We start from the raw sequence: 14117 nt of genomic DNA, 5'->3' as shown, positions 1-14117 counted from the left end.
CGAATGCGAGGGTTTGTCTACACGCTGAGACTGCCAGATTCCTCAGGCAGTCTCTTTCACGTTTATTCGTCTAAACCAATGGATACATATTTGGTTTCTAAATAAGGCTCGATCCCTTCGATGCCGCCTTCACGGCCAATTCCGCTTTCCTTCATTCCTCCGAATGGTGCTTGAACAGCCGATGGGCCGCCATCATTCCAGCCAATAATCCCGTAATCAAGATTCTCTGAGATGTAGAGGCCGTTTCGATAATTCTCTGTAAAGAAATAAGCCGCAAGACCAAACGGTGTATCGTTCGCTAATTCAATCGCTTCATCTAGCGTTTTGAACGTCGTAATCGGTGCCACTGGCCCAAAGGTTTCTTCATGCATGATGTTCATGGAAGGGTCCACATGTGTGAGAACCGTTGGCTGGACAAAATAATACGACTTGTCATCATCGAAATGCGTATCTCCGCCGACAAGGATTTTCGCCCCTTTTTCGACTGCATCTTGAATTTGGCTGACAATTTTATCAAAGCCGCGCTTGTTGATAATTGGGCCGATGGATGTGCCTTCTTCAAAGCCATTTCCCACTTTCAGCTTTTCGACCTCTTTGCTAAAGACTTGCGCAAATGCTTCATGAATGTCTTCATGCACAATTAAGCGGTTGGCACAGACACAGGTTTGTCCTGCATTACGGAACTTAGATGCCACTGCTTGTTTGACAGCTAGTTCAAGATTCGCATCTTTGTCTACGATGAGCGGGGCATGACCGCCAAGTTCCATTGATACGTGCTTGACTGTACTCGCACTGTTTTTGATCAAATGCTTTCCGACTGGCGTTGAGCCTGTGAACGTGATTTTGCGAATCAATGGGCTATCTGTGAATATTTCACCGACTTCTTTTCCATCTCCAACCACCCATTGCAGAGCATCCTCTGGAATTCCGGCTTCGTGGCCTAATTTCACAAGTTCAATAGCCGTCAGCGGCGTGTCTTCAGCAGGCTTCACAATAAAGGTACAGCCCGCCGCAAGTGCTGGTGCTGCCTTTCTCGTGATCATGGCTGCGGGGAAATTCCACGGTGTAATGGCCGCAACAGGACCCACTGGCTGCTTTGTGACAAAAAGGCGCTTGTTCGCCGTATGTGACGGAATGGTTCTGCCGTAGATTCGTTTGGCTTCCTCTGCGTACCATTCAATATATCCAGCCGCATAAACGATTTCTCCTAATGCTTCTTGATACGGCTTCCCGTTTTCTTCAGTGATGATTTTTGCGAGCCTTTCTTTATGTTCAATCATGAGATCAAACCACTTGCGAATGATATTGGCACGTTCATGTGCTGACGTTTTTGCCCATGTTTTGAATGCTTTATGTGAGCGAGTGATCGCATCTTCAATCTGTTCTTTTGTATGCTGAGCAACTGAAGCAATTTCTTCTCCTGTTGCAGGATTATACACTTTGAGTTCGTTTGTCATGCTCTACCGTCTCCTTCGTTCTTGGATTCATTACATATAGTATATACCCAATGAGTGCCCAACCTAAAAGCAATATCCATTCAGCTGGCCATGATAAGGAGGCCGGCATCCCTGGAAAATAAAATGAAAGAAAAAGGAGACTCAGCCCGATGGCTAAAACGCCTGTCGTCCGCCAATATTTAATGCGATATGGACGCTCAAGTTCTGGTTCTGCTTTACGAAGTTTCATAAAGGCAATGGACACAATTAAGTAGCCGACGATGATCCCGACACCGCCTGCATTGACAATCCATACGAGGGCAGGGCGCCCTAATAATGGAGCGAAAAAGGCCAAAGCACCAAGAAATAAAATGGCATTTGTCGGCGTTTTATACTTTGGATGAATATACGCAAACCATTTGGAAATCATGCCTCTTTCCGCCATCGCGTATAGAATACGGCTTGCACCGATGATGAAAGCATTCCAGCTCGTTACAATCCCTGCTACACCGCCAATGACAAGCACTGTCCCAAATGCTTGATGACCGAGAAGCTGCACCATGGCATCTGCTGTCGCCAAGGAAGAGGCTTCAAGCTGTCCTTTTGACAGCCCCGCAGCTACTCCAAAGACAATAAGCAGATAAAATACGACCGCACTCACGATGGAGATAATTAAAATTCTCCCAATGATTTTCTTTGGCGCATTGATCTCCGCCGCCACTTGAGGAATGACATCAAAGCCAACGAATAAAAAGGGAATCATCACTAAAACTGCCATGAGACCGCCAACCCCGCCTTGAAACATCGGCTCAAGGTTTGCTAGATTTCCGTTAAATGTGGCGCCGCCTAAAAGAAGAAAACCTGTCAGGATAATGGCCACTGTAAAAACAGATTGAAAAATAGCGGCTGGCTTGGCACCAATGTAGTTAAGCGCTGTTAAAAATAAAGCACCGCCAGATCCAATCAACACCCATGTAAAATAAACGTCCCATCCCCCTATATTCCATAGAAAGCCAACATGCTGTGTTGGAATGACATAATCAATAACAGTTGGCAGTGCGACTGCTTCAAACGTAATGACCGAAACATAGCCAAACAACACGCCCCATGCAGAGACAAAAGCGGATTTTATCCCAAATGCCCGCTGGACAAAGACAAGCCCTCCTCCCGTCTCTGGAATCGCAGACGAAAGTTCAGCATACGTCAGTCCAATAAAGATGACGAGAATACCACCTATAACGAAGGCAATCACACTGCCTAAAAATCCAGCTGTTAAAATCCAATCTCCCGAAAGTACAACCCAGCCCCATCCAAGCATTGCACCAATGGATAAAAACAGTACGTCAGACTGTGACATGGTTTTTGCCATTTGTTGTTTTTGCATACAACCATCCCCCTTTGTTGTTTAGCGTGCTTTGAAGGCGTCCTCGATGATCCCTAGTCCTTCATGAAGCAGCTCATCTGTGATGACAAGTGGTGTTAAGAAGCGAATAATATTCCCATTAATCCCTGCCGTTAATAAGAGAAGTCCGTGCTCGTTTGCATATGATGCAATCGCTGCGGCTGTTTTCTTATCTGGTGTACGCGTAGTTTGATCTTCTACAATTTCAATTGCCACCATTGCCCCTAACCGGCGGACTTCCCCAATGAATGGATACGCCACTCTCCAATCATTTGCTTTCTCCTCAATGACTTGTCCAATGTGTTCAGATCGTTGATTCAGTTGTTCTGTTTCAATAATATCAAGAACCGCTAGCGCTGCCACACAGCCTAATGGACTTCCTGCATATGTTCCTCCTAGCTCCCCTGGATCTGCCGCATCAAGCAGTTCTTTTCTGCCGACAACACCGCTTAGCGGCAACCCAGCAGCAAGAGATTTTGACACAGTGATTAAGTCCGGCACCACATCAAAGTGCTCAATGGCAAAATATTTACCTGTTCTTGCAAAGCCTGTTTGGATTTCATCTGCAACAAACACAATCCCGTGCTCCTGACAGAATGAAGCTACATGCTGAACAAAACGCTTCGATGGTACAATGAACCCGCCCTCCCCTTGGACTGGCTCCATGACCACACACGCAACGGTTTCTGGTGCAACGGCAGCGACGAAGAATTGATTGAATTGATCAATGATGTACTCATCGTAGGCTGCATCGCTTAATCCTTCTGGCTTCTGATAGTAATACGGGTATGGCGCTTGATACACCTCTGACGCAAATGGTCCGAACCCAAATTTATATGGCTTGACCTTACTCGTCATGCTCATCGTCATATTCGTTCTGCCGTGGAAGCCTCTTGTAAACGAGACCACGGCCTGTCTTTTCGTATATTTACGTGCAATTTTCACCGCATTTTCAACAGCTTCTGCACCTGAATTAAGGAAAATGGCTTTCTTGTCATGGTCACCTGGTGTAAGGCGGCATAGCTTCTCTGCCAATTCGATATACGATTCGTACATCATCACATTGAATCCCGGGTGAATCAGGCTGTCTGCTTGTGCTTTGACGGCTTCCACAACCTTTGGATGTGAATGGCCTACATTTAACGTACCGATCGCGCCAGCAAAATCGATAAAACGTTTCCCATCGATATCGAACAGCTCGGCACCTTTCCCCTTTGCTGCAAGATGACGGTTGCCATTACTCACGCCTCTTGCGACGTATTGATCTCTTTTCCCCTGCCATTCCTCAGTTGAAAAACGGTTTGTTGTCGTTTGACTCATTGTCATCCATCCCCTTTATGTCTTTTTTATTATTCTGAATATTTTTTGGTATGATAGAAAGTACCAATATCATTTTTTTCATGGTACCAGAGAGGAAGGAATGACAAGATGCTGACAATTCAACTAGATCAAACAGGGGCAAACGGATTTATTTATCATCAAATTTACTCGAAAATTAAAGGTGAAATTTTAAATCGAAACCTTCAGCCGCACGATCAATTACCGTCCAAACGAGAGTTAGCCGATACATTAAATGTCAGCGTCAATTCAGTGAATGGCGCATATCAGCAGCTGCTTGCCGAGGGATATTTATATTCGGTTGAACGCAAAGGTTTTTTCGTGGAATCACTCGAAACGTTTCATGAATCAGGTCAGCTGAAACCCTCTACTCTCCCAGCAGATTTAAAGGAAGAGCCGATTGCACGAGACGATTGGTATTCCTTTTCACATATCTCTGTTGATACAGCCAATTTTCCGTTTAAAAGCTGGCTGAAAAGTGAACAAAAGGCGATCAGTCTCCACCAAGAAGCATTTGGTGAGCTTCCGCATCCACAAGGCGTGTACGAGCTTCGGGAAACAATTGCCCGGTTAATCGGGCTTGCACGGGGAGTCAAATGCTATCCAGAACAGCTCATTTTAAGTGCAGGCACGCAGTCACTTATCCATTCGCTATCAAGCATTCTTCCAGCCGATCAAGTATACGGGTTAGAAAACCCTGGATATCGCCGGCTCTATCAAATGCTAAAAAACAATCATCACCAAATTGAAACGATTGGCATTGATCAAAAAGGAGTACGGATGAGTGACATTCAGAAGAAGGAGCCGAATGTGTTGATCATTACCCCTTCACATCAATTCCCTACAGGGGTGATTATGCCAATTTCCCGGCGGATTCAGCTCTTAAACTGGGCAGCCGATGAGCAAGACCGTTATATCATTGAGGATGATTATGACAGTGAATTCAAGTATGGGACTGACAGCATTCCAGCGCTACAAAGTTTGGATCGATATGACAAAGTCATTTATATGGGGACCTTTTCAAAATCATTGCTGCCAGGCTTAAGGCTGAGCTACATGGTGCTCCCGCAGCATTTATTGAGACGCTATAAGGAAGAACAACACTTCTTCATTCAAACAGCCAACCTCTTTACACAATACACCCTTCTTCATTTTATAAAAGATGGAGCATATCAACGGCATATTAAAAGAATGAATGGTTTATATGAGGAAAAACGGAAGCAGCTCATTGGAGAGCTCAATACGGTTTTTGCTGACAATGTGCGGATTATTGGGGAAAATGCTGGACTTCATTTTATCGCAGAGTTCCGTTCAAACCGCACGCAGCATGAGATTTTACAGCGTGCCAAAGAAAGAAAGCTGAAAATGTATGGGATGGACCGTTTTACCCTTGATGAGCAATTACCGGGGCATCAGGAAGGCTTTGTTCCACTCGTTCTTGGCTTCTCTCATATGCGGCCAGAGGATATAGAGCCAGCGGTAAAAAGACTGTATGACTCGATTTATGGAAAATAAAACAGCCAGCTGCTTTTCTAGACAGCTGGCTTACCACCGCTCTTTATCTACGGCTAAAATGGATGACACGAGTCCAGGAAAAGCGGTCTCAATGTCTTCTTTTCTTAAAGAATAATAGCGGTGTTTTCCGTCAATTCTCACTTTCACGATGCCTGCCTCCCTCAACACTTTGAAGTGATGTGACAGCGTGGATTTGGCAATATTCATCTCATACGTGCCGCATGTCCTCTCGCCTGCTTCAGCTAAGCAGCGGACAATTTCTAACCGGATGGGATCGGCCAATGCGTGTAGCACCGAAATCAGTCTCATGTCTTCTTGGGTTGGATGGATTGGATTATTCATACGATAAATGTATCGTATTTCGTGCCAACATACAATCTCCTTACCCGCCTCACAAAGTAACGATACATCCTTCGGAATCGACTATGACTATATAATAACTTTCTTGTGAAGGGGAGGATCTCATTTGACACGAAAATGTTGGACTTACTTATGTTTAATGTTACTCACCATTTGCTTATGTGGATGCCAATCCGTCCGTTATGCCGAATCTAAACCACCTAGTGCAGAAGAGGTATTAGCTCTCGATGAACAGGCAGATTTATTTCAATGGGAAGAAACGGTCTATGAAGCAAATGTAGATTGGGCCCATCAACTAACCGTCACTAAAGATCAGCAAGTAGGTGTGATTCAGAAAACAGCTGCCGAACATTTTAATCACGGCACAGCTTCCAAGTTGAAAAAAGGGACAGTGATTTACTCTGTAAAGGAGCGAGAAGACCTTTTAATCGCCGAACTTAACGGACAGATCATCATATATGCCGCACATGCGGAAGGATAAAATACCTGTCATCAGATAGGTGTTTTTTTAAGTTTCTTTTCTTGTCATAGGTCATTGGTTTTGTTATCATAGCAAAAGTGACCACTCGGTTTCCATTGTGACCATATGGTTTTGCCGATTCGGAAAGGACTTATGAAGATGAACGAAAAGCAAGAAGAGATTTTGCGGGTTTCAAAGAAATTATTTTCTCAAAAAGGCTATATGAGTGTCTCCATGCAGTCAATTGCCGATGCCTGTAAAATATCAAAAGCGTCTATTTATAAACTGTTTGATTCAAAAGAAGCTCTTCTATTAGAACTGATTAAATACAATCAGTGCAAAATGAGAGAGATTTCTCAAATCATTCATTCAGAAACGACGCTGTCCAAAAAGGAAAAATTCACAAAGAAGATCAAGCTTGAGCTTGAAGAGTTTAAAGAGAATCATAAATTTTTGAATATGCTATCCTTTGAAGCTTTTTCACAGCATTCGCCCATTGTCATTAAGCATTTACGAGAGACACGCTCCATTATCATGCAGCGGCACAGAGACATTATTTTAAGCACATATGGTGAATCTGTTGCGCCTTACGTTTGGGATCTTGTCATTGTCCTCAACGGATTAATGAGAGAATTCATTTTAATGCTGGCGATTGAGCGCAAGAACATCCAATTAGAAAATGCCGCCGAAATGATTATCGGCGTGATGGACCGTGTGTCGAAAAAGCCTTGCTCTATTGAGCCTGTGCTAACAGATCAGCTGATGGACTCTTATTTGCTTTCCACACAGGACGAATACGATGAAGAAAAGCTTGTCATCTCGTACTTAACGAAGATCAAACAAGAGCTTCACACACTGTCAAACGGGGAAGAAAAGGACGATTTCCTCTCTGCGTTTGAACTGCTAAGTGAAGAATTATCAAAGGACCAACCGAGAACCTTTTTAATTAGTTCACTACTCGATTATTTAGGGAAAAACAACGTTTTATCACAAAATGTGTCACAGCTGAAAAGCATCATCTTATAGATAAAGAAGGGATAACATGAACCAATCTACAACATCGTATAATCGATCTGTGATTGTGGGGATTTTCCTCGTTGGGGCATTTGTCGCAATTTTAAACCAAACACTGCTCATTCCAGCGATCCCACATATCATGGAGGAATTCAATATTGATGTCAGCAAAGGGCAGTGGCTCACCACAGCCTTTATGCTGACAAACGGGATTCTCATCCCGATCACGGCTTTCTTAATCGAGAAATTTTCAAGCCGTTCTTTAGTTTTAACGGCGCTTAGCATCTTTACAGCCGGTACAATTCTTGCTTCATTTGCAACGAATTTCCCTGTATTACTTGCAGCGCGTATTGTGCAGGCAGCCGGCGCAGGGATTTTAATGCCGCTGATGCAAACGATCTTTTTAACCATTTTCCCGAAAGAAAAACGCGGGCAGGCAATGGGCATGGTCGGACTTGTCATATCTTTCGCACCAGCTCTTGGGCCGACACTTGGCGGCTGGATTGTTGATTCCTTCAGCTGGAAGTTCCTGTTCTATATTGTTCTTCCTATAGGTATTATTGATCTTATTCTTGCTTTCTTCTTAATGAAAAATGTAACGCAGCAAAGAGAGACACGTATTGATGTTTTATCTGTCATCTTGTCGTCCTTCGGTTTCGGCGGACTGCTTTACGGATTTTCTAGTGTTGGCACATACGGCTGGACAAGTGCCACTGTCCTCATTTCGCTGATTGTCGGCGCTGTGAGCTTGTTCTTCTTTATTCTGCGCCAGTCGAATTTGACAAGACCGATGCTTGAATTTGGTGTCTTTAAGTTTGCAATCTTCAGCTTGACGACCTTTCTTGGGATGCTTGTCTTTGCTTTATTGATTGGGACAGAGACGATTCTGCCGCTCTATACGCAGAATGTGAGAGGGTTGTCTGCTCTTGATACAGGACTGATCTTATTGCCAGGTGCTCTCTTTATGGGGCTCCTCTCACCAATTATTGGACGGATTTTTGATAAAGTCGGCGGAAAAGGGCTGGCATTAGGCGGGTTTACGATACTTACCGTGACGACCTTGCCATTTATGCTGCTCACCCTTGATTCATCCATCGCCCTCATTACGGTCGCGTACACGCTTCGCTTAATCGGGGTTGGGATGATCATGATGCCGCTGACAACAGCAGGTATTAACTCTTTACCACCTCATTTGATCCCGCATGGGACAGCGATGAATAACACGATGAGACAAATGGGCGGTTCCATTGGGACAGCAGTGCTTGTCTCCATCATGAGCAGCTCTGCTGCAAATGCAGAATTGGCCAGCCCATTAAAATCAGCCGTTCATGGAATGAATACGTCATTCTTCATTTCTGGTCTGATTGCGGTCATTGGGCTTGTCCTCTCCTTTTTCTTAAAGGAAAAACGCAATAATAAAGTGATGAAGCAGGAGCTATCTTCCTCCTCATCTTCTTCATAAGAAAAAGAGCTCGGCATATGGCCGGCTCTTTTTTCATATACTCACGCTATACCGTCCTCCCTGAAAATACATTTGTATTTCTAGTGAAGAAAAACCTTGATAATTTGAAGAAAAGAGTTGATAATAGGAACTATTCAATTTGTGAGAAAATTTTTACTATAGGAGATGTATGCATTGAAGGTCGTTAAATTTGGTGGCAGTTCACTTGCTTCTGGCAAGCAGCTGCAAAAGGTATTTGACATTGTAACAGCAGATCCAGCTCGAAAAGCAGTCGTTGTTTCCGCACCAGGAAAACGGCATTCAACGGATACGAAGGTCACCGATCTATTAATTAGCTGTGGTGAGCAATATTTACGCTTAGGCGAAGCACACGATTTACAGGAAGCCGTCATTGAACGGTATGCGTCCATTGCGGATGAACTCGGATTAAGTCATGACGTGATTGACACCATCCGGCAAGATCTAGATGCCCTCTTACAGGCTGATACGTCTCTTCCTGAGCGATATCTTGATGCCATCAAAGCAAGCGGTGAAGACAATAACGCAAAACTCATTGCCGCCTATTTCCGCTATCAAGGTGTCGAAGCTCACTATGTGAACCCAAAGGAAGCTGGTTTATTTGTGAGCGATGAGCCTGGTCAAGCGCAAGTTCTTCCGGAATCATATGATCATTTGTATAAATTAAGAGAGCGCTCTGGCATCATCATATTCCCTGGCTTTTTTGGCTTTAGTCTATCGGGGGACATTGTCACCTTTTCTCGCAGCGGCTCCGATATTACCGGTTCCATTTTGGCAAACGGTTTGAAGGCAGATGTGTACGAGAACTTTACAGATGTGGATGCTGTTTATGCTGTCAATCCAACGATCGTTCATGAGCCAAAGGAGATTACAGAGCTTACGTACCGGGAAATGCGCGAGCTATCCTATGCTGGTTTTTCTGTGTTCCATGATGAAGCACTCATTCCGGCCTTCCGTGCAGGCATTCCAGTACAGATTAAAAACACCAATAATCCTTCGGCAAAAGGCACCAAAATTGTGAACCAGCGGGATCATACAAATGGACCTGTTGTCGGAATCGCTTCAGACAGCGGATTTTGCAGCATTTATATTAGTAAATATTTGATGAACCGAGAAGTCGGTTTTGGACGCAAAGTGCTGCAAACGTTAGAGGAATATGGGCTTACGTATGAGCACGTCCCTTCTGGCATTGATGATATGAACATTATTTTAAGGCAGGATCAGCTGGAGGAGCAGCATATTGAACAAGAGCTGCTCGACCGCTTGAAGGATGTGCTTGATGCAGATGAGGTCGTGTTAGAGCCGCATCTCTCCCTCATTATGGTTGTAGGAGAAGCGATGCGCCACAATGTTGGCACCACAGCAAGAGCAGCAAAAGCGCTGTCAAAAGCGAAGGTCAATATTGAAATGATCAATCAAGGATCTTCAGAGGTCAGCATGATGTTTGGCGTCAAAGCGGCTCAAGAAAAAGAAGCCGTTCAAGCGTTGTATGAGGAATTTTTCTCTATGTCTACCGTCCCTGTCTCTCTTTAATCAGCAGGCTGCCAGATCTCGGGATCGGCAGTCTTTTTTGTTCTCACCCGATTCACATGGATTTACGCATTAAAGTGTATCTATTTCTCGTTTGATTTTGTATGATAGAGACAAACCAACTATTGTTCCGGCCTATGAGCGGAGCTACAAGGAGTCCTAAAACAATGCCTCGTCAACAACTATTAAAACAGTTTCGCAACTTTCATGATGCTTCTACGAGTATTCTAAATATGATGAGTCAATTCACTGATGTGAATACACTGTTTATTGCTAAAAACGATCAAACCACCAATCAGATTGTAAAGGTGTTAAATCATGACGAGCAGCTTCTTGAAGAAGGGGAAGAAATTCCTTACGAGAAGACATTTTGCAAGCTGGCGGTCGATCATCACGATACGCTTGTGATCCCTGATATATCACTGGATGATCGTTCTAAATACTTAGAAGTCACGAAACGTCTTCAAGGCGGATCATTCATCGGAGTGCCGATTGATTTTACAGATGGTACGAACTACGGAACGATCTGCGGGCTTGATCTAAGGCCGCAGCAATTCACAGAAGAGCATGTGCATATGTTTGAAACGATGGCTTCTCTATTAAGCTACGTCCTTGAACTAGACCGTGCCAACCGGCAGATTCAGCAATTATCTGTACCGATCGTCCCAGTTGTTGACGGTGTCGCCGTGCTTCCTCTACTTGGTGATATCGAAGAGACACGTGCTCAGCATATATTAGAAACCATTTTACAGGAAAGCTACAGGCTGTCGCTCTCTCATTTGGTCATTGATGTATCAGGAACAAAACGCCTGAATGAACAGAGCATTCAATATCTGGTCAACTATGCACAAACGCTGAGACTTTTAGGGATTTCGGCTGTTTTAACAGGGATTAAGCAAGATCTTGCTTTAAGTGCGATTCAATCGAATATATCATTTAAAGACATCACCATTCGGAAAGACTTGCCGCAGGCACTTGCTCATATTGGCTTAACATTTACCAAAACGGAATAAGAAATGATAGACACAAAAAGGGCTAAATCAATTTTAGCCCTTTTCTTCTTTTTAAATCATGCCAACAGCTGCAAATAAGAAGAATCGTTTCCGTCTTCAATAACTTGTACAATCTTCTGTGCATGTGATGCGTCTGTGACACTGTTTAATTTTTGCATGATGTCTTCTGTCGATAGTGCATGGCCCGGTGCGCCTCGCGGAATATCGACTCGTTTGCTAATGATGGTGCCATCAGATAAGGTGAGCTTCACAATCGTAAAGCGACCTTTTGGGACAGCGTCTGGATGGGGTTCTATCGTTTGATCATATTCTCTCTTCACCCGTTTCATCCAAGTGCACATGTGTGATGGAATGTGTTTTTTCGTAAAGGCATCCAGCGTCAGCGACTGTCCAAACGCGGCAAGTGCGATCACGTATTCGACACTGAATCGTCCTTCTTCTCCAGTCGAAGGTGTCCGCTCAATAAGCGCTGCATCTCCGCCAGGCGGGAACAGGACATCTACTTGTTTCACCTGTTCCGGCAAGAAAGCCCGCTCTTTCATTAAGGATTGGATCGCATCTGCTGCATGGTGGGCAGCTGAGCAGAATGGATATACTTTGAACCACAGCCCTGGTGAAACGATACGCCATGTAGAACCATAGCCCTCTAGTAAACGACTTTCCGCAAGTTCCAGATCTCCGTAGAGTGAAAAGAAACCAAGTGCGCCATCAAGAACCGAGTCATTGCCGCCAAAACCTGAACAAGCTAAGTCCATAGACCAGACGGCTGTTTTAGCCGCTAAGCCAGCTTGTAATGGTTTCATATCAGAGCCGAACTGCTTTCGCATTCCGGCAGATTGCGCTCCAGCAAAGCCGATTGCCTTCATCAGCTCTTCCTGCGAGACTTGTTTTAAATATCCAATGGCACATACTGCCGCAATGGCTCCAAGGGTTCCGGTATTATGCCAGCCCCGCTCATAATGCGCTTTTCCGATGGATTCACCAAGCCTTGCCATCACTTCAACACCTGTGATGTAGGCTGCTAAAAATCGATCGCCAAACCCTTTGCCGTCTGATAGCTGTGAAAGCAATGCTGGAATGATGACTGCACTTGGGTGTCCTCTCACGTCTGAATGCACATCATCATAATCAAGGGCGTGGATCAAATAGCCGTTCAGCATCGCTGCGGATTGACGGCTGACCTTCTTTCCTTGTCCAATGACAGGAATTTGAGCTGATCCACCTTCTTGTTCCACAAGTGTCATGAGTTTTTGAATTCCTTCATCCTTTTTCGCAGCAAGCGCTGCTGCCGCAGCGTCTAACAGACCATTTCGAGCCATTTCTACCGCCCGCTGATCTTGAAGTGGATCAGCAGACAGTACAGCCTCTGCCAATTGTTTTGTTAATTCCATGATCGTGACTCCAATGCCCGAACAGCAAGCTCGGCAAAGAAGGCAGCGGCAACCGGAAGTGCGTCTTCATTTAATGTAAAGGCAGGGTGATGCCATTCCTCGGTACCGCTTGTCCCCATCCATACGAAAAAGCCTGGAATGCGTTCTTGATAAAGGGCAAAATCTTCTCCGCCCGGTGACTGCTCTGCTTGAACGACTGTGAGATTCAACGCACCTGCCGTTTCTTCGACCACCTTTGTCAAACGATCGTCATTCAACACAGAAGGCAGATATGGATGCCATTTCACTTCGCCTTTTGCCCCAAACCCTTCGGCAATCCCGCTCACGATTTGTTTCATGAGCTCGGGAATCATCGCTCTCACTTCAGGCTCAAACGTCCGAACAGTTCCTTCCATCTCAACACGATCAGGAATCACATTCCATGATGTACCGCCTTGAATGCGTGTAATGCTGACGACTGCATGATGCAAAGAGCTGATGCGGCGGCTGACGATTTGCTGAAGAGCACTTGTGATCTGCCCGCTGATGGCAATCGGGTCTACCGTGTGATTCGGAATACCTGCATGACCACCCGTTCCTTTAATATCGATTTCAAACCGGTCTACACTTGCCATCAATGCTTTTTCTCTAATGCCTATAGTGCCAACTTTCAGGTCTGGTTTGTTGTGCATACCAAAAATGGCATCCACTCCATCTAAAACGCCTGCCTCTATGACATGTTTCGCTCCTTGCGCGACTTCCTCAGCCGGCTGGAACAAAATGCGGACCGTTCCTTTGAGCTCGTGTTTTCGTTCTTTTAATAAAAGAGCTGCTCCAAAGATAGAAGCTGTATGGAAATCATGACCGCAAGCATGCATTTTTCCCGGTACCTTTGAGGAAAATGGTTCGCCAGATGCTTCTTCAATCGGAAGTGCATCAATATCAGCTCTCAGGGCAATCGTTGGTCCCTCTTGTTCTCCTTTGATTTCACAGACAACACCTGTTTGAAGAGCTGGAAAATCGAGTACGGTGATCCCCTCCTCTTCTATCCAGCGGCGCAGTTTTTTTGTCGTTTCATATTCTTCAAACGCCAGCTCTGGATGCTCATGAAGCGCTCGGCGAATGTTAATTAAACGTTTGTTTAATGCTTCATTTCCTAATGATTTCACTGATACTCACCCCTCTAAAGAGTAAAAAGC

The 14117-nt window shown here is 44.7% G+C and carries 12 protein-coding genes; 6 read left to right on the top strand and 6 right to left on the bottom strand.

What is annotated here, in order from left to right; genetic code table 11:
- Positions 1-62: 62 nt before the first annotated feature.
- Genes ACQYAC_RS15300 through gabT form a run of 3 tightly spaced genes read right to left on the bottom strand, consistent with a single transcriptional unit; the run spans position 63 to position 4158 of the window.
- Positions 63-1457 (bottom strand): NAD-dependent succinate-semialdehyde dehydrogenase, encoded by a 1395-nt coding sequence (locus ACQYAC_RS15300; protein WP_061406768.1) that lies wholly within the window; start codon positions 1455-1457, stop codon positions 63-65.
- On the bottom strand, positions 1432-2820 hold the full coding sequence (locus tag ACQYAC_RS15295) for an APC family permease (RefSeq protein WP_088004213.1): 1389 nt from the start codon (positions 2818-2820) through the stop codon (positions 1432-1434). The genes ACQYAC_RS15300 and ACQYAC_RS15295 overlap by 26 nt, the downstream gene beginning before the upstream one ends.
- A gap of 21 nt (positions 2821-2841) precedes the next feature.
- On the bottom strand, positions 2842-4158 hold the full coding sequence (gabT, locus tag ACQYAC_RS15290; protein WP_429943608.1) for a 4-aminobutyrate--2-oxoglutarate transaminase: 1317 nt from the start codon (positions 4156-4158) through the stop codon (positions 2842-2844).
- Between the two features lie 108 nt (positions 4159-4266).
- Between gabT and ACQYAC_RS15285 the strand changes: the two genes are divergently transcribed.
- A complete protein-coding gene (locus ACQYAC_RS15285) occupies positions 4267-5691 on the top strand; it encodes a PLP-dependent aminotransferase family protein (RefSeq protein ID WP_429943607.1) in 1425 nt (474 codons plus the stop codon).
- Positions 5692-5721: 30 nt separating this feature from the next.
- Here the strand turns inward: ACQYAC_RS15285 and ACQYAC_RS15280 are convergent, their stop codons facing one another.
- Positions 5722-6033, bottom strand: coding sequence for an ArsR/SmtB family transcription factor (locus ACQYAC_RS15280; protein ID WP_058015328.1), 312 nt, complete (start codon positions 6031-6033; stop codon positions 5722-5724).
- A gap of 124 nt (positions 6034-6157) precedes the next feature.
- Here ACQYAC_RS15280 and ACQYAC_RS15275 point away from each other — a divergent pair, with 124 nt between their 5' ends.
- From ACQYAC_RS15275 to ACQYAC_RS15255, 5 genes are all read left to right on the top strand, one after another.
- Entirely contained in the window at positions 6158-6532 is a 375-nt protein-coding gene (locus ACQYAC_RS15275) for a hypothetical protein (RefSeq protein WP_429943606.1), read from the top strand.
- A gap of 138 nt (positions 6533-6670) precedes the next feature.
- Positions 6671-7537, top strand: coding sequence for a TetR/AcrR family transcriptional regulator (locus ACQYAC_RS15270; RefSeq protein ID WP_429943605.1), 867 nt, complete (start codon positions 6671-6673; stop codon positions 7535-7537).
- 16 nt (positions 7538-7553) lie between these two features.
- Positions 7554-8987, top strand: a complete 1434-nt coding sequence (locus tag ACQYAC_RS15265) for an MDR family MFS transporter (RefSeq protein WP_050945497.1) — start codon at positions 7554-7556, stop codon at positions 8985-8987.
- Between the two features lie 174 nt (positions 8988-9161).
- Entirely contained in the window at positions 9162-10538 is a 1377-nt protein-coding gene (locus tag ACQYAC_RS15260) for an aspartate kinase (RefSeq protein WP_429943604.1), read from the top strand.
- A 164-nt stretch (positions 10539-10702) separates the two neighbouring features.
- Positions 10703-11548, top strand: a complete 846-nt coding sequence (locus ACQYAC_RS15255) for a GAF domain-containing protein (RefSeq protein ID WP_268497225.1) — start codon at positions 10703-10705, stop codon at positions 11546-11548.
- Between the two features lie 56 nt (positions 11549-11604).
- On the opposite strand, the gene ACQYAC_RS15250 is transcribed toward ACQYAC_RS15255, so the two are convergent.
- Together ACQYAC_RS15250 and ACQYAC_RS15245 are read right to left on the bottom strand one after the other, a co-directional pair.
- Complete coding sequence (locus ACQYAC_RS15250; protein ID WP_429943603.1) at positions 11605-12939, bottom strand: MmgE/PrpD family protein; 1335 nt, start codon at positions 12937-12939, stop codon at positions 11605-11607.
- Entirely contained in the window at positions 12930-14087 is a 1158-nt protein-coding gene (locus tag ACQYAC_RS15245) for an amidohydrolase (protein ID WP_429943602.1), read from the bottom strand. Before ACQYAC_RS15245 ends, ACQYAC_RS15250 begins: the two co-directional genes overlap by 10 nt.
- Positions 14088-14117: the final 30 nt, after the last annotated feature.

Source organism: Bacillus sp. MM09(2025) (genome assembly GCF_050496725.1).
Taxonomy (GTDB): Bacteria; Bacillota; Bacilli; order Bacillales; family Bacillaceae; genus Bacillus; species Bacillus pumilus.
The sequence above is the reverse complement of the archived record's forward strand: the minus strand, read 5'-3'. Positions and strand labels throughout refer to the sequence as shown.